Genomic DNA, 15,677 nt, shown 5'->3' with positions numbered 1-15,677 from the left:
GCCGGCCGGGCCGCAGCCGAACCGTCCGGGCGGGGACCGGGCCTCGGAAATGGACGAGGCCCGACCACCCTCCAGTGGCCGGGCCTGGGGCAGCCCTGAGCTCAGAGACCTTGGACGGTTCCACGGCCGGTCGTCAGGCGGGTGATGAGCAGCTCGGTGTCGTCCTGGATGTGGTCGAACTCCCAGTCGGAAGCCATCTGGCGGACCTGGTCGATGACGCTGCGCAGGGCGGCGACGTTGCCGGCGCGGTGCTCGACCCTCATCCAGTCGCGGTAGAGGACCTCGGCGGTCGGCTCGGTGTCCAGGCCGATGGTGATCGCGGCCCTGGCGGCGTCGATGTCGAGGACCTCGTCCCGGCAGCGGAGCATGGCGACGGCATGCGCGGTGTCGACGATGCGGCTGATCATTGTCTGGGCGATCGGGGCGGCCCAGGAGTGGGTGCCGGCGCCGCCGAAGGGCCTGCCGCGAACGAGTGCCAGCGCGGCCTCCAAGTCGCGCACCCCATTCGGGCCGTGGGGCAAGCCTCGCTCGGCCAGGTGCAGGAAGTCGGACCAGTCGACGGTTACCTCCTCGCTCAGCGAGTACTGCTGGACTCCGCGCGGCTTGGGGCGCAGGTACGGCACACCCTGGGAGTCCACGCCGAGGTGGGCGCGCAGCCGGGACATCTCCTGGTCCATCGACCTGGGAGCCCAGGGCCGGGCCGGGTTCATGTGGCTGGCGATGCTGCCGTAGTCGCGTTCGTTCTTGAAGATGAGCAAGGCGGCGAGCAGGCACAGCTTGGGTGGCACCGCTGTGTCGCCCAGGCCGGTGATGCGCAGCGGGCCCAGTACCTGGACCTGGGGGCGGTTGCGGCGGGTTCGGGGGCGGGGTCGTGTTCGCGGACGACGGTCACCACCGGCTGGTTCTTCGTCAGCGTCGGTCCGGTGAGCATCGCGGCGCGCGGGTCCGCGGCGGGGGAGCCGGGGCCGGGGCCGGTCGCCGTGCTGGTCGGGGTGCTGTCGGTGACGGTGGAGGCGGCGTCCGGAGCGGGCACCTGGCCGGCGAGGTCGCTATCGGCTGCGGTGGCTTGGGCGGTCTTCGTCTCGGGCTGCGCGGTCGTGGTGACGTTCGCCTCCTGGTCGTCGGTCTGGTCGGGCTCGGGTAGCAGAAGCAGGTGGGAGCGCGTCCCGGCGAGGTCGATCGCGGCTGGGCCGCGGTGCGGACGGTCCGGGTCCGGGACGGCTGTCCATGCGCCCACGGCCGCCTTGGCGGGCTTGGAGGCGGTCGTCATTGTGGCGGTGAGCTGGCGGTAGGCCTCGTCGGTGACGCGCTGAAGCGCGGCGGAGCCCAGCACGTCGATGTGCTGGGCCTGGGGCAGCGAGGCGTCGAGGACCGTCGCGTCGGGGAACAGGTCGCGGGCCCCGGCGGCTGGAAGGACAGCGGCGACCTTGAGCCCGCGGGCCTTGCCGAGCAGGTCGGCGAACTCGTACAGCTCGTCCGGGGTGGGGGAAGTCGCGCAGACCACCAACCACGGCTGCGGCGGCTCGCCGCCCTCGTGCTCCGCCTGGTGCGCCTCGATGAGGACGCGAGCGAGGTCGGCCCGGGCGGTCTCCAGGCTGGGGGAGTACATCACGCGGCCGGCGGGCAGAAGCTGTTGCAGCTCCAGGCCGAACCCGCAGCTGAGCACCTCGATGTGATCGGCCCACAATGAGGTGCCGGCCTCCATGGTGATCCCCCGGGCGACCTCGCGGACGCTCGTCTCGTCGCCGTCGAGCAGCAGCACACCGAACTCGGGAAGGTTGCCCAGCAGCAGGGTGCCGTCGTCGGCGGTGCCGATCGTGGACAGCCCCGGATAGGGGGCGGGGACCTGGCGGGCTTCCTCGGTGTTGAGCAGAGTGGCGCGGTCGGCGCGTACGCTCCACCAGCCGCCGGAGCGGGCGGTGAACGGGGCCAGGGGCTCCGCGTCGGAATCGTCGACCAGGATCTCGACCCGGTCGGCCGTGACCCGGGCTCCGCGCACCGTTGGCAGGACGTCGGGGTGCTCGTGGGCCAGGGTGCGCAGTGCCCGGTCCAGAAGGTCGACTGAGCCGGGGGAGGAGGTGCGGTCCAGGACCTGTTCGGCCTGGGTGGTGTCCTCGGGCATGGCGATGGTCTCGCCCGGGCGGCGGGCGTTCTGCTGGGCTCGCCGCCGTCGGGCGATCACTGCGAGCACGCCGGCGCCCAGGAGCGCGGCGATTCCTCCGATCTCCTGCGCCGACACCGGTGCCTCGCTGCTGGCTGTCTCCTTCGCGTCGCCGCCGTGCGGGGCAGCGGGGGCTTCGCCTGCCGGGGCGCTGTGCTCCGGTGCCGGGGCGGTCGGTGGTTCGGTGTCCGCCGTGGCTGGGGCAGAAGCAGCAGGGGCAGGGGCTGCCGGTGCTGAAGCGGCCGGTGCGCTCGGGGAGGGAGTCGGGGAGGCCGGGGTGCTCTGCTGCGGTACCGGGGTGGTGGAAGGAGGGGTCTGCGGCGCAGCTGGCGCCTGGGCGGCCGGTGCCGGCGCCTGGACCGGGGGCGCGGTGGTGGTCGGGGCGGCGGGCTGCGCGGGGGCGGCGGCGGCTGGGACGACCACCACGTTGCCGGGAAAGAGTCGGTCCGCGTCGGTCAGGTGCGCGCCGTCAGGCTGCACGACGTCCCGCGTCGCTTCCAGCAGCTCCGGGTACCGGTTGCCGTCGCCCAGTTCCCGCTCGGCGATCTGCGACAGCGTGTCGCCCTGGTGGACCGTCACCGTGTGCTGGCCGGCCGGACTGGTCTGGGTGGGGGGCGCGGTGGTGGCAGGGGCCGCGGGGGGGCTGGCGTCGGCGGGCAGGCGCAGTGTCGCTCCCACCGGGAGGAGGTCGGCGGAGTTGATCTGGGGGTTGAGGTCGGCGATCTCGTGCCAGCGGGTGCCGTTGCCGAGGTAGTGCTGGGCCAGGTCCCAGAGGGTGTCGCCGGAGACGACGGCGTGGACCGGGCCCTTGAAGGCCTCGGGGGTCGCGGACGGAGCGTCTTGGGTGCTGGTCGCGGTGGTGGCGGGGGCGGTGGCGGCGATGGGCGCGGCGGAGGCTGCGGGGGAGGCGGCGAACGCGGTGGTGGGCAGGAGGAGCGCGACGCCGGCGACGAGCACTGCCGAGAGACGCTGGGTGGCGCCGAGGGCCCGCACGCGCGGGGCACGGCGGCGGCGCAGCAGCGCGACGACCTCGATGACGGTGGAGCAGATGAACGAGAGCCAGGCTCCCCAGCCGATCAGGGTGAGGGCGCCCAGGAAGAGGCTGCCGTTGTCCGGGCTCGTCAGCGCGGTGGTGACGTCGTTCCAGTCGGGTAGCTGGTGGGGCAGGGCGCCGGTGCGCCACAGCAGGAACGGGACGGCGCCGAGTAGCGCGAGCAGGATGGCGAGGGAGAGCAGGCCCCGTAGGGCTGCCCCGAGGCGGGAGACGGTTTGGCGGGGCATGGGGGGTCAGCCTCCCTGGACGATCAGTGTGGCGCTGCCGTGCCCGGTGACGGTCATGTCGCCGGGCCAGAAGTAGGGGTGGTAGGTCTCGGTGACGGCGACGTTGATTGATCCGCCGGCGCCCCAGGTCACTGTGCCGGTGGCCCCGGCGCTGCGCAGGTAGGAGAGGGCGGCGTTCTGGGCGGCGTTGCGGTCGATGGTGATGCCGCCGCCGGAGATGGCCTGTCCGGCGTTGACGGCTTGGGCGCCGGTGCGGGCGGCCTCCTGCGCGGCGGACTCGGCGTGGTTGAGCGATCTGAGTTTGCCGGCGCCGTCGATGACGAAGGCGATCAGCAGCATGATGGTGGCGGCGGAGACGGCGACGAACAGCGAGATGCTGCCCCGGTCGCTGCGGGCACGCCGCCGTGAACGCAGCGATCGCCAGGTGCGGGTCGTCATGCTGCGGGCCTTCCCCGGTAGGCGTCGATGGTTGACGTGAAGCTTCCGCTGACGGTGGTGCTGCCGGGCAGGCCTGGCAGTGCGACGTCGCCCAGGGCCACGGTGCAGCGGACGGTCACCGTGATGTGTGACGGCGTGCCGAGGGGGGCCTGGAAGCCTGATGCGGGCACGTCGACGCTGAGGCTTGAGCAGGTGAGGCCCTGGTCCTGGAGGGTCTGCTGGGCGACGCGGTTGCCGGCGGTGCGGGCGGAGGCGGTGTCCCGTTCGAGGGAGGCTGCCCTTGCCGCGTTGCGTGCGGCGGCGTCGACGGTGTTGTGCGCGAGGTGGACGCGGCCGGCGGCCACGACGGTGAGGAGCATCGCGATCAGGACCGGGGCGAGGATCGCGAGTTCGAGGCTGACGCTGCCCCGGTCGCCGTGGGGTCGCCGGGCGACCGCTCGCCGCCGGAAGCGGTTGAGGGTCATGGTGCGGTCACCCGCTCGCGCGCGGCGGAGGCGTGCTGGTGGACCGGCAGGCTGAGCCCGGGGATCCAGGTGCTGACGGTCCCGCTGACGTCGATGCGCACGGTGGCGCCGTCGCTGCCGGTCACGGACCGGTCGCTGATGGAGGACCCGGCCCGGTCGAGGAAGTCGCTGGTCGCCGAGGTGCCTTGACCGATCGTCGCGCCCTGGACGCGGGCGCGCTCGACCCCGCGCTGGGCGGCGGACAGGGCGACGCTGCGGGCGTGGTACCACAGGCCCGCCTGGATGGTCGTGAAGATCAGCAGCATGACGGCGGGGAAGACAATGGCGAGTTCGAGGCTGACCGCGCCGCGGTCCCCGCCGGGCCCGCGGCGTAGGGGCCTTCGGCGGGCCCGGGGGGCCGGGCGTGGTGTGGGCACTGACTGCTCCTGTATCCGGAGATGACGGGATCGCTGGGGGCGGGCGCTACTTGATGGCGCCCTCCTTCTCGGTCAGCTTGGTCGACAGGAAGGTCCCCAGGCCGATGGCCAGCAGAACGAGAACACCGACGATGATCGCCGTCTCGATCGACATGCCGCCGTAGTCGCTCCTGGAGCGGGCGGCCCGCAGGCGGTAGAGCTGGTGCCGCATGTACACGATGAACGACTGGGTGACGGGGTCGGGAAGTTCGGACATGACGAAGGTCCTTTCAAAGAGGAAGAGAAGGGAAGTCGGCGGTCAGGCGGCCATGATCTGCGCGATGGCCGGATAGCCGATGTACAGGGACATGATCAGGACGAGTGCCGTCACGGGAACGATCATCTTTTCGGAGGTGATGTTCGCGCGGGTCTGCTCCTCGGCAAGGAGGGAGCCGCGCAGACTCGCAGCCTGAGCCTGCAGCGTGGTGTACACGGAGGCACCTTCCTCCCCGGCGACGGCCATGATGTCCGCCGGCGCCCCGAGTTCAGGCACACCGAGCTCCTCACTGAGCTGGCGCAGCCCCTCCCACGGAGGAAGACCGCCCAGTTCGGACCGCGTGAGCGCGTCCCGCAGCCGCGTGAACACCCACCCCTCACCGATCGCGGCGGCCTTGCGCAGCGCCTCGGACGGGCCCGCGTCCGCGGCGCGCTCCAGGCACACCAGCTCCAGGTAGGAGGCGACGGCGAACCGGAACTCGCGGCGGGCCTCGGAAGCCTCCTCACGGACGTTCAGATCGGGCACCAGCCACATCACGGCCGCCAGCCCCAGAGCCACGAGCGCGGGGACCGTGAACGGCAGGCTGCCCCCGGCCAGGGTGACCACCGCGGGCACCAGGGCCGGGAACAGCAGACCCAACACGGCGAAGCCGATCTTCTGCCCCACGTGCTGCGCGGGCGTGCGGCCCAGCAGCTCCAGGTCCCGGCGAGGCAGCCGCAGCGGCCCCTCCCCGACCTGCCCGAGCAGCCGGCCCCCCAGACGCTCCAACACCGAGTCGGCGACCCGAGCGGGCCGCGGCTCAAAGTGCTCCAGGCGACGGGCGTCCACCCGGCGCAGCACGTCGCCGAGGTCCGGCCGCGCCCGGGTCGCCCCGGCGATGGCGACGGCCACGCCCAGACCAGTGACGATGCCCGCGGCGATGGCGGGCGCACTGGCGATCATCGTGTCTCACCCTCTCGACTGGCGGCCGGGGCGGCGAGGAACCGGGGTGCGGGCTTGGACAGGGACATGCGGCGCATCCAGACCAGGACCCCGGCGAACGCCGCCGCCAAGCCGAGCAGGAAGAGGTGCCCGAACGGGGTGCTGTATGGCTGGACGTACTTCCCGGACAGGACGGAGAGCGCGAACACGCCCAGGCAGATCAGCGCGACCCAGCGCGCGTTGGCGCGCGGCTTCTCCCGGTCGGCCTCCACCTTCTCGCGCATCCGTACCTCCTCGGCGACCTGGTCCGCGAGCTTGCCCAGCGCCCGGCTCAGACCCGCCCCACGGTCCTCGACATGGCCGATCATCAGCGCCGCGACCGCGTCTGCGGTCGCGTCGTCCATCTCCGCCGCGAAGGCCCGGTAGGCCTGCGTCGGCTGCCAGCCGGCTCCCAGCCGCGACGTCAGCCGCGAGATCTCAGGAACCAGTGCCGGCGGGGTACTGCGCAGACTCGCGGTGACCGCGGCCTCCAGACTCGTGCCGGCGGTGTGGATGTCGCTGAGCCGCCGGACCCACTGTTCGAGCGCTTCCAGGCGCTTGATCTGGCTCTTGCTGCCCCGTCCGGGCTGCAGGATCCACGGCATCCCCACCACGGCGGCCGCCGTCAGCAGCCCGCCCAGCATCCAGGAGGAGAACAGCCACACGGCCAGGCCGGCGATCCCGGCTGCCGTGAGGACGAACCGGCCACGGCCGCGCAGCCCCGCCGAAGCCGTACGCAGCCGCCGCTTCAACAGGCCGTCGGGCCGGGCCACGGGCGGCGCACTCGTGCCGACCGCACCTGCCACGGCCAGGGCAATCCCCAGCACAGCAACGGTCCCGCCGACAGCGGCGAGCAGGACATCAGGTGTCATGGTCACAGCGCCGTCACCGTCCTCAGCGGCTGCTCCCAGGTGCCCCAAGGCTGCTGCAGGACGCGGCGGTCCAGGCCCGCACGCTCCAGATCGCCGATGCACTGCGGGAGCATGTGCGGCACACCCCGGGGCTCCCGGTACCCCGAGCCGTCCTCCTTGGGGCCGAAGATCGTCTGGCGCGACGGGATCCCGCGTTCGCCGACACCGGTGACCTCGACGATCTGCGAGACGAACCGGTGCTTTGCTCCACCGACTTCGGTTTCATCGACCAGGCGTACGTAGACGATGAAGTCGACGGACAAGGCGATCTTCCGGTAGGCGGACCGCTCACTGCGCCCCGCCTCCTCGACGAGTTCGACCAGCCGCTCGATCACCATCTCGGCGCTCTTGGCGTGGATCGTCGCCATGGAACCGCCGTCGCCCGAGTTGAAGGCACGCAGCATCGGCAGGGCCTCCTCGCCGCGGACCTCGCCGACCAGGACCCGGCGCAGCGACATGCGCAGGCTCTGCTCGAACAGGTCGGTGAGGGTGACCTCGCCGATCGGCCGTCCGTCGGGGCCGCGTTCGCCGTTGCCTTCGCGGGCTTCCAGCGCCACGACCTCCGGGGCGCCGGGATCCTCGTGCAGCCACAGCTCGAAGGAGTCCTCCAGGGTGCCGATGCGTTCGGTCCGGGGGATCTCCAGCGCCATGGCCCGCATCAGGCTGGTCTTGCCCGCGCCCATGCTGCCCGCGATGACCACGTTTTTGCGAGCCCTGACGACGGCGGTCAGGAACTGTTCCAGAGCGGTGTCCAGAGTGCCCAAGGCCCGAAGGTCGGACAGCCTTTGCGAGCGGGTGCGGTGACGCCGGATCACGGCATGCGGCCGGTCGCTGACGAAGGCGGCCACCGCGAGGCGGGCGCCGCCGTGCAGCCGGGAGTTGAGCAAAGGGGTAGCGGACGTGAGGCTGCGCTCACTCTGTCCCTGCGTGCGCACGACCTGGTTGAGCAAGGCGATGAGAGCCTCGTCGGACTCGGCGACCGGGCCGACCTCACGAGAGGGCCGGTCACGGTAGTCGACCCGGACCTCGGATCCGCGGATCAGGATGTTCTCGATGTCCGGGTCGTCCAGCAGCGGCTGGAGGCGCCCGGCCTGGAACAGCTCCTGGAGGACAGCCTTGCGTACCGCCTGTTCGCCGGGCTGGGTGAGGGCGCCCGCGGTCGCGGCGTAGTCGGTGGCCCACACGCTGACGACGCTGTTGACCAGCGACTGGCCGAGCTGGAGCCGGTCCTCCCGGGACATGCCTGGTGTCTCGGCGGTGGCGGCGGCCAGCTGCTCGGCGACGCGGGAGCGCAGCTTCGCGATCTCCTCATACGGCACGGGCAGCGTGCCGGGGTCCTGGACGATGACCGGGCCGGGCCGGATCGCGGGAGCGGCCGTCCCCGGGTGTGCCGGGACAGGGGCGGGTGCGTGCTGCGGGGCGGCTGGGCTGACGACGCGCCAGCCGTCGCCGCCGTGTCCGGCCAGGAGCGCGTCGCGGAAGCGCTCCGTGCGGGAACTGGGTGTCTCCGCCTGGGCGGTGGGGATGATGACGTCAGACACGGGCCGCCTCCTGACCCGGACGCGGCGTCAGGTGGAGTCGGCGGCGGGTGGCGTTGAGGGTGAGTTCCTGGTGGGCGGAGCGGCCGGCCCGGATCAGCGGGGCCAGTTCGAACCTGCCGCGCACCGAATCGCCCGAGTCGAGTGCCGAGGCCGTCGCGGTGTCGTAGGGCAGGGAGGCGACGACCGGCACGCCCAGGCTGCTGGCGATCTGGTTGGCCTTGAACGGGCCGTCCTCGATCACGGCGAGACGCAGTGCTGTGGAACCGGTGCCGTGCCGGTCGAGGTCCTCGCGCAGGACCCGTATCACGGGGGCGGCCGCTGCCACCGACTGCGTGTTCGCACGGACGACCAGCAGCACGAGGTCGGCGCGGCGCAGTAGCGGTGCGGGGGAGTAGGTGGAGCTGATGCTGGTCGCCGACTCGACGACGACACGGCCCGCGTCGACCAGGACGTCGTAGCCGTCCTCCTCCATGACCCGCAGGAGCCGGTGCAGGGGTTCCCAGGTACCCGCCAGGGACGGGGTCTGGGTCGGGTCGGTCAGGCCAGGCAGCAGCAGTCGGTGCCCGGCCTGGTCGAGAGCGACGAGGTGCTGCTCGAAGACGTCGGCGAGGGTTCCGTCGCGCTGAGCTGTGGCCAGGCGGTGCAGGCCGACTGCGGCCGTGGTGCGGCCCTGGAGATAGCCCGTGCGGATGGTGCCGCCTGCGGGGTCGCATTCGGCCAGCAGGGTGCGCTTCGTGCTGGACAGAGCCAGCGCCAGCGCGGTGGTGGTCACCCCGCTTGACTTCGCGGAGGCCAGGGTGATGAGGGCCATCAGCCCCTCGCCTTCAGGACGAGCGCGATACGGCCGGTTGCCGCCCAGGAGGCGACGACCGGGCTGTCGACGGGGTTGACGGCGAGGTCGACCACGCGGGCGCCGTTGGCGTCCGGCTCGCCGACCTGAAGCACGACCGCGTCGATCGTGGAGGGGCGGGTGGCGGGGGCGGCCTTGTCGTCCTGCGGCCCCGGGGTGGAGACGACGTGTACCTCGTCGCCCGCCTGGAGGGACTGCGCGGGCAGCTGCCCGACCTTGGCGAGGACGCCGACTGTGTCCTTGCCCGCCCGCAGCGGCTGGCCTGCGCGCACGGAAGTGTCCGTGACCAGGGTGCCGGCGGGCAGGTCCGCAGCCGCCGCCTTGCCGAGGATGTCTGAGGAGCGGGAGACCGGCACCGGGTGCAGGGCGGGGTCCGGGATGACGGAGGCGCTCTTCAGGTCGCTGGCCGAGATGACTTTGCCTGCGGGAATGGGGTGGGCGACCGCGATCACCTGGACCCGGTGGCCGGCCTGCTGGACGAGATAGGCGGCGGTCAGGCCGCCTACGGCGGCCAGGGCCACGCCCACGGCGACGAGAGCGGGCCGACGGCTGCGGCGTGGGCCGGGGTCTGCGACGGGCAGCGGCCCGCTCTGCGTGCCCTTCGCGGCGTCCCCGGCCGGAGCGCGTCGTTGTCTCGTCAAAGTCGGTGCCATCAGAGAACCTCAAACCTCAGGGAGTTGGCGGCCGGACATGGGCCGCAGGTCAGTTCGTGTTCAGGGCCTGGGCTTCGGCGATCGCCACCGAGGCCGCCGCCTGGCGGTCGGTGGTGATGCGCCCGGTCTGGCCGGTGGTCGCGGTCCAGTCGACGACCCACTTGCTCGTCGCGTTGATCGCGTACTGGCCGGCCTTGGTGTAGGTGTGGCCGCACTCGGGCTGCTGGGTGCCATACTCCGGCAGGTACGCCTTGCCAGGGGTGCGGCACGTCTCGGAGCCGCCGTCGCCAGTGGTCCAGATGATGCGGTCCACGTGCGCGGTCGCAGTCACCGTGACGCCGCCAGCGGAAACCGAGGCCGACTTGGGGCCCCAGGTGGTGTCGGAGACGTTCGTCCAGAACCACACCGGCAGTCCGACCAGGGTCTTCGAGCCCGGCTTCGGCGCGATGCCGACGTCCGCTCCCAGCAGCCGCATGCTCTCCACGGCCTGCTGGGCAAGCTGGGCCGGGTCGACCATGCCTCCCATGCCGGGCGGGGGAGCGGCGCTGTAAATGTCGCCGCTCATCAGCTCGGCGCCCTTAGCGAGGCAGGTCCGGTTATAGAGCGCGCCCTGGCCCGGCTTCCAGCCGGCGGGGATGCCAGCCGCGATCTTCCACCGCTCGCTGTCCGGCGGCGGCTGGGGGTCGAAGACCTTCCAGTAACAGCTGTCGCTCGGGTTGTACCAGCCGTACTTGTCGACGAAGCAGGCCACCTCTTTCCCGTCGATCAGGCACTTCGCGCCGCCGCCGGTGCTGCCTCCGTCGTCTCCTGTGGGCTTGCCGCCTCCGCCGTTGCTGTCCTTCTTCCCACCGCCGGTGGCATGCAGATCGCAGTTGAACACCCCGGGCGGGCAGTCCGTGCCGCCGTCGCCGTCGCCGGCCCACGCGAGAGGGGATTGCCCCAGGACGGCGGCAAGGGCCATCGCCGCTCCCACGGCAGGACTACGCCAACGTCTCAGCATGTCTGCTGCCTGTCGATCGTCCACTCGCCGATCAGCCACCGGCCGTCGACACGCTGCGCGACCGAGTTTGTGATGTGGCGGAACTTCCCGTCGGTCTCACTGGGCTTGCCTGTCGTCTTGTCGACCGGCAGAAAGTTGGACGTGTCCACGCAGTCCCGGATGGTCACGCGGGCCGGCATGGACGCCAGGTCCACGGCCTGCACCTCCGGCGACAGCTGCGGCTGCCCCTTCACGACCAGATTGTTCTTCTCGTAGTAGGCGACCGCGACCTTGATGCTCGACAGGGCCTTGTCGCGGCTGTAGGTCTCCAGGTCGTCGACGCCATTGAGCGAGCCGGCCGTGTAGGCCTTGACGATCGTGCCCCACATCCCGCGGTAGGCCACCAGCGCGGCGGCCTTAGCGTCGGCCGTCGGGTCAGCGGTCGGGGTCGCAGTGGCGGATGGCGAAGCCGTGGCCGTCGTCGGGGAGGCGGTTGCCTCCTTATGTGGCGACGACGAGCAGGCCGTCAACAGAACCGATGACGCGACCAGGACAGTGCACACCAGCGCCTTGCGTCGTAGCACACGTGCCACGGTGAACCCCCTTGTAGTTCGGCTTGAGACCGCGATGATCCGCCGCCCTATGGCTGGACTGCTACTCCCCCTAACCCTGTTTGGCCGAGCGTCGTCACCCTGGCGCCGGCCAGCGGACCCAAAAGGTGTTGATTTGAGGGTGTTGGCGGCTCGGCAGGGCGCTCCTGTCTCCGACTTCACAGGGGCATCACTCCGTCACAATAAGCCAGATTCGGCCAAGATCCCAGGGAAAATCGCTCGTGAGCTGGACAATTGTGGGCGTCAGTTCCACTTCCATACAAGGAAGTTGAACCTTTCGCACTGGATGTCCATGTATGTTCCCGCTCTGAGCTGGCGGGTGAGATTCTCACTACAGCCGGTGCCGCCTCGCCCTGAGGCTGCACGGCACGGCAGCTATGAGGAGACCGACCCTCCGCATCGGCACAATGGTGGCCGGATGCCCTGTGGTTGTCCTGAGTACGGATACTCAGGACAACCACCAGCGCGGAGAAAGACACCTCACCGGAGCGGGCCGACACCGCCGCGTCCCCGCCGTGCATACAGCAGTTCTGCTCCTGATGCGCCCGCCGACCGAACCGACGAGTTGCTCTTCGCCCTGCCCGCACACGGACTGCCACGGGACGCAGACCACTTACTCGATCCATACCGACGGCTTCGACTTCGGCTGCCCGTTTCGGGACCCAGGACCCGGCTTCTGCGGGGTCGGCGGCGCCGGTGCCCCGGCCGCGGTGTGCGCCGCGAGGGCCTGCTTCGCCAGGTCGACCGCAGGGGGCTGTTGCTTTGGGTCGGTGCCCTCGGCGACAGCCACTCCCAGGAACTCCCGGAGCACCTCGTCCTGACCGACAGCAACGGCCAGAAGCTGCTGCACCGACCGGGGCCTGCGCGGCCTGGTCGGCCGTCCGCGTCAGGTGGTTCACCCGGTCGGGGCTCGCGTAGTCCTTGAAGACCACCTCGACCTGCGGGCCGCGCAGCTTCAGCGGGCCCACCTTCTTTCCGTCGACCGTCACCTGCATGTAGTGCTCATACTTCCGCAGGTCCGCGATCGTCGCCGGGTCGACGGCGCCGTGCCACTCGTCGGCGACCAGCCGGATCGCCGCCATCGCCCCCGCCGTCGTGGACAGTGCGGACGAGTTCTGCAGCAGGGACCGCTGCGTCGGGGCCGACACCCGGTCCAGGTGCTGCACCATGACGTGCAGCCGCACCATGAACTTCCGCAACTGCTCGACCATCTCCGCGAACGTCGTCCCGCTGGCGGTGTCCAACGAGATCAACTCGTCGGCGAACACATTGAAGGGGCGACGCCGGTCCTCGGGGGTGTCCCTGCGGGACAGACCGGCCCGCAGGATGTCCTGCATGATCATGCTGGCGAGCAGGCGGTCGCTGGGACCGGTTCCCTCCAGGCACAGCCAGACGACCTTGCCCTCGTCCATTGCACGCCGGATGTCATAGGAACCCACCGGACTGCCGAGGAACGCGCGGGTGACCGGGTTCGCGGCCAGCCGATCCAACGGGTTGGTGACTGGACCGAGCACGTCTGTCGGGTAGCTGGCGAAGACCGTCTTCCACCAGACCTGCTGCTCCGCCGGCAGGAACTCCAGCACGGCGTCGCGCAGCCGCTTGTCCGTCAGCAGCGTGCGCACCTGGAACAGCGTGGCCTGCGCCTCGGGCCGTTCGGCCGCCACGACGGCCTGGTTGTAGGTGACCAGCGCCTCGCACGACTTCGTGAGGATCGTGATCGCGCGCGGTGCCGCAGCATCCGTCCAGCTCAGCGCCGTGGCCAGGGCGTCGACCGCGGAGCTCGCCACCCGTGCCGCGTGCTGCTGGCGGTCCATCCCCAGCATGTTCCACGCGGGCATCCGCGCCCCGGGCGCCTCGGCCCGGGCCAGGTCGATGCGCACCACCCGCCCGGCAAGATCCGGGTGCGCGAGGTACGGCGCGACATCCCGCCACGTGTCACCGTGCGGGTCGATGAACAGGACGCCCTCGCCAGCCAGCGCGAGCGCGAGCGCCCGCACCTTCGCGAGCTCGGTCTTTCCGAAGCTCGCCTTCCCGACGGTGACCGTGAACAGGGTCTCCTCAGCCTTGGTCGCCGTGAGGCGGCTCTTCCCGTCCGCCCGCTCCAGGTAGCCGGCCGGCACCAGCGACTCACCCGGCTCGTAGGTCGGCAGCTCGGAGGCGAGCACCGGCACCCGCGCGTGCAAGGTCGGTGGCTTCAACAACCCCTGGAGCTCGCCGATGCTCAGCCAGTTGGGTTTCCTCGGCGCCACCTCGCCCGTCGTCCAGCGCTGGTCGAAGCTGGAGCGCCGGTGCCAGCTGTCCGCTCCCCACGTCATCCACAGGAACCGGCCGCCGTCCGGGCCCAGCCGGCTGTCCTCCCCGAACACATCCATCGCGGCGGTCAGCTTTATCATGTTCTGCCGCGCCCGGCCCTCCAGCGTGGAAGCGCAGCGCACCAGCAGCTGGATGCGGACCAAGCCCCGGGAGGAAGCGAGCCTGCCGAGCGCCTTGTCCACGTCCAGCGGCTGCGGCCGCGGCGCGGACACGTACGGCCCCCGCCTGGCCGAGTTCGGCTCGAACAGCGTCGCGAGCTGGTAGCGCCAGGAGTCCTGAGCCTCGGCAGCGTCCGCCGCCGCGTGACCGGCCGCCTTGCGGGCCTGCGCGCGCCCCTTCTCCCGCGCCTCGTGCAGCAGCTGCCACCGGCGCAGCCGCAGCTGCCACCTCGGGATGGACTGGACATCGAGGACGACCTCCGCCAGCTCGCCGGAGTCGGCCTGGATGTCGGCGACAGCATCCAGGACCGGCTGCAACGGATCGGGCTCCAGCGGCACCTCGCGAAGAGAAGCAGCCGGCTTACCCCGCAGAACGAACTCCGCGCGCACGACGTGCAGCCGCTTTTCCTTCTTCTCCTCCTCGACCTCCTCGTCGTCGCGAGCCTTCCCCTTCTTCCGCCCTGGCTGCGCCTTCGAGGCCGGGGCCGTCTTCTTCTTGCCGCGGCGGGCCTTGCGCTCCTCGCGCTCTCGGGCGACCTGGGCGGCGTACGGGTCTTCGGCCGGGTCTGCCTTGGCGACGGTGACCTCCTGGTAGCGGGACTCGGCGAGGAGGGTGGCCGCGTCGGCGTGGGCCTCCAGCGAGTACTCCAGCGGGGTGCTGCCGTCGGCGCGCAGCCGGATCCGGACCCGCCTGGTGGCGCGCGGTGCCCACCACGGCCCCTTGCTGGCGGCGCGAAGGACGAGGGCGGCTTGGCGCCAGATGTCCTCGGCCGACGGGTTGAAGCGGCGGGTGGGCGTGAGGACGAACCGCTGGCGCTGCGTGAGGGCCTTGCGCGCCAGGCGCCGATGCACGACGGCGGCCGCGATCGCGAAGGGCACGGTAAGCAGGAACACCAGCCCGCCGTTGACGCTGAGCCAGTTTGCGGCGTTGGACAGCCACGACCACGTGGCTTGTGCGGCGTGCAGGACGGTGAGCAGGAAGTTGTCGTCGTGTTGCGACGCGGGGGTGGAGGTCATCGGACCGGCTCCCAGGTGTTGTCGGTGCGGGCCAGGTGGACGGTCGCTGGGCGGTGATCGCCATAGGCGCCGGCGGGGGTGGTGCCCACCCACAACAGGTCCACCTGGACCCGGTCCGGCCGGCCCTGCTCGGTGCGGGCGGCGGCCGCCTGGATGCGGACGCCGCTGTAGTAGAAGGAGGAGACGGCGCCCTGCCCGGCGGGGAAGTAGCCGGGCCAGCGGCTGCGGCCGGTCCCGGTGGTCTCCGCCGTCCAGACCTCGCCGGCCAGCTGCGTGAGGCGGGCGGCGTCGGCGGCCGGCAGGTCGCCGGGGTGGTCGCGGGTGAACGCGGTCTGGATGGCCGCGTCGCCCTCGGGGCCGTCGCCGGCGGCGGCGATCCCCGAGGGCATGGCGGCGGCCGTGGGCTGGGTGCTCGCCGACGGCGCGCTCGTGGAGCTGGTGGCCGGGGCCGAAACAGGTGTGGTGGGGGCTGGTGGAGGCTCCGCAGAGGGCGACTCCGCGGAGCCCGTGTCGGTGGATCCGGGCTCCTCGGCGGCCCGCGCCGTCGCACCTGGTGCGGCGGCCGGAGGACGGGCGGGCGTCCCGGGGACCAGCAGGGCCAGGCCGGTCACCAGCAGCACGGCGGCACCCACAGCGGGCAGGAAAACTGGGTATTTTGACATGATTTG

Annotated in this window: 15 protein-coding genes; all 15 read right to left on the bottom strand. The window is 71.6% G+C overall.

The features are described 5' to 3' along the window. Positions 1-101: 101 nt before the first annotated feature. On the bottom strand, positions 102-758 hold the full coding sequence (locus tag F7Q99_RS36530; RefSeq protein ID WP_153470663.1) for a bacterial transcriptional activator domain-containing protein: 657 nt from the start codon (positions 756-758) through the stop codon (positions 102-104). Beyond that, positions 707-3,442, bottom strand: a complete 2,736-nt coding sequence (locus F7Q99_RS36525; RefSeq protein ID WP_153470660.1) for a LysM peptidoglycan-binding domain-containing protein — start codon at positions 3,440-3,442, stop codon at positions 707-709. Before F7Q99_RS36525 ends, F7Q99_RS36530 begins: the two co-directional genes overlap by 52 nt. 6 nt (positions 3,443-3,448) lie before the next feature. After that, positions 3,449-3,880 (bottom strand): pilus assembly protein TadG-related protein, encoded by a 432-nt coding sequence (locus F7Q99_RS36520; protein WP_153470657.1) that lies wholly within the window; start codon positions 3,878-3,880, stop codon positions 3,449-3,451. Next, the gene (locus F7Q99_RS36515; protein WP_153470654.1) at positions 3,877-4,344 is read right to left on the bottom strand and encodes a TadE family protein; all 468 of its coding nucleotides are present in this window, start codon (positions 4,342-4,344) and stop codon (positions 3,877-3,879) included. The genes F7Q99_RS36520 and F7Q99_RS36515 overlap by 4 nt, the downstream gene beginning before the upstream one ends. After that, entirely contained in the window at positions 4,341-4,760 is a 420-nt protein-coding gene (locus tag F7Q99_RS36510; protein ID WP_326847521.1) for a TadE family protein, read from the bottom strand. The genes F7Q99_RS36515 and F7Q99_RS36510 overlap by 4 nt, the downstream gene beginning before the upstream one ends. Before the next feature lie 46 nt (positions 4,761-4,806). After that, positions 4,807-5,016 (bottom strand): hypothetical protein, encoded by a 210-nt coding sequence (locus F7Q99_RS36505; protein ID WP_153470651.1) that lies wholly within the window; start codon positions 5,014-5,016, stop codon positions 4,807-4,809. A 42-nt stretch (positions 5,017-5,058) separates the two neighbouring features. Next, positions 5,059-5,958 carry a type II secretion system F family protein gene (locus F7Q99_RS36500; protein ID WP_153470648.1) on the bottom strand — a complete coding sequence of 300 codons (900 nt, stop codon included), beginning with the start codon at positions 5,956-5,958 and terminating at the stop codon, positions 5,059-5,061. Beyond that, a complete protein-coding gene (locus tag F7Q99_RS36495; protein ID WP_153470645.1) occupies positions 5,955-6,848 on the bottom strand; it encodes a type II secretion system F family protein in 894 nt (297 codons plus the stop codon). Before F7Q99_RS36495 ends, F7Q99_RS36500 begins: the two co-directional genes overlap by 4 nt. A 2-nt stretch (positions 6,849-6,850) precedes the next feature. Next, entirely contained in the window at positions 6,851-8,428 is a 1,578-nt protein-coding gene (locus F7Q99_RS36490) for a CpaF family protein (RefSeq protein ID WP_153470642.1), read from the bottom strand. Beyond that, on the bottom strand, positions 8,421-9,239 hold the full coding sequence (locus F7Q99_RS36485) for a hypothetical protein (RefSeq protein WP_153470640.1): 819 nt from the start codon (positions 9,237-9,239) through the stop codon (positions 8,421-8,423). The genes F7Q99_RS36490 and F7Q99_RS36485 overlap by 8 nt, the downstream gene beginning before the upstream one ends. Continuing rightward, positions 9,239-9,931, bottom strand: coding sequence for an SAF domain-containing protein (locus tag F7Q99_RS36480; protein WP_153470637.1), 693 nt, complete (start codon positions 9,929-9,931; stop codon positions 9,239-9,241). Before F7Q99_RS36480 ends, F7Q99_RS36485 begins: the two co-directional genes overlap by 1 nt. A gap of 49 nt (positions 9,932-9,980) precedes the next feature. Further along, positions 9,981-10,892, bottom strand: coding sequence for an ATP/GTP-binding protein (locus tag F7Q99_RS36475; protein WP_153470634.1), 912 nt, complete (start codon positions 10,890-10,892; stop codon positions 9,981-9,983). 32 nt (positions 10,893-10,924) lie between these two features. Continuing rightward, positions 10,925-11,494, bottom strand: a complete 570-nt coding sequence (locus tag F7Q99_RS36470) for a hypothetical protein (RefSeq protein ID WP_153470631.1) — start codon at positions 11,492-11,494, stop codon at positions 10,925-10,927. Positions 11,495-11,679: 185 nt separating this feature from the next. Continuing rightward, a complete protein-coding gene (locus F7Q99_RS36465; RefSeq protein ID WP_153470629.1) occupies positions 11,680-15,009 on the bottom strand; it encodes an ATP/GTP-binding protein in 3,330 nt (1,109 codons plus the stop codon). Next, positions 15,006-15,671 (bottom strand): hypothetical protein, encoded by a 666-nt coding sequence (locus F7Q99_RS36460; RefSeq protein WP_153470626.1) that lies wholly within the window; start codon positions 15,669-15,671, stop codon positions 15,006-15,008. Before F7Q99_RS36460 ends, F7Q99_RS36465 begins: the two co-directional genes overlap by 4 nt. Positions 15,672-15,677: the final 6 nt, after the last annotated feature.

The sequence above is a fragment of the Streptomyces kaniharaensis genome (genome assembly GCF_009569385.1).
In the GTDB taxonomy this organism is placed as follows: Bacteria; Actinomycetota; Actinomycetes; order Streptomycetales; family Streptomycetaceae; genus Kitasatospora; species Kitasatospora kaniharaensis.
Note: the sequence above shows the minus strand (reverse complement) of the source record. Positions and strands in the feature narration are given on the sequence as shown.

Excerpts from the sequence above, each read along its gene's own strand:
- F7Q99_RS36525 (WP_153470660.1), bottom strand. The coding sequence starts at position 3,442 with ATGCCCCGCCAAACCGTCTCCCGCCTCGGGGCAGCCCTACGGGGCCTG.
- F7Q99_RS36520 (WP_153470657.1), bottom strand. The coding sequence starts at position 3,880 with ATGACGACCCGCACCTGGCGATCGCTGCGTTCACGGCGGCGTGCCCGC.
- F7Q99_RS36515 (WP_153470654.1), bottom strand. The coding sequence starts at position 4,344 with ATGACCCTCAACCGCTTCCGGCGGCGAGCGGTCGCCCGGCGACCCCAC.
- F7Q99_RS36505 (WP_153470651.1), bottom strand. The coding sequence starts at position 5,016 with ATGTCCGAACTTCCCGACCCCGTCACCCAGTCGTTCATCGTGTACATG.
- F7Q99_RS36500 (WP_153470648.1), bottom strand. The coding sequence starts at position 5,958 with ATGATCGCCAGTGCGCCCGCCATCGCCGCGGGCATCGTCACTGGTCTG.
- F7Q99_RS36495 (WP_153470645.1), bottom strand. The coding sequence starts at position 6,848 with ATGACACCTGATGTCCTGCTCGCCGCTGTCGGCGGGACCGTTGCTGTG.
- F7Q99_RS36485 (WP_153470640.1), bottom strand. The coding sequence starts at position 9,239 with ATGGCCCTCATCACCCTGGCCTCCGCGAAGTCAAGCGGGGTGACCACC.
- F7Q99_RS36480 (WP_153470637.1), bottom strand. The coding sequence starts at position 9,931 with ATGGCACCGACTTTGACGAGACAACGACGCGCTCCGGCCGGGGACGCC.
- F7Q99_RS36475 (WP_153470634.1), bottom strand. The coding sequence starts at position 10,892 with ATGGCCCTTGCCGCCGTCCTGGGGCAATCCCCTCTCGCGTGGGCCGGC.
- F7Q99_RS36465 (WP_153470629.1), bottom strand. The coding sequence starts at position 15,009 with ATGACCTCCACCCCCGCGTCGCAACACGACGACAACTTCCTGCTCACC.
- F7Q99_RS36460 (WP_153470626.1), bottom strand. The coding sequence starts at position 15,671 with ATGTCAAAATACCCAGTTTTCCTGCCCGCTGTGGGTGCCGCCGTGCTG.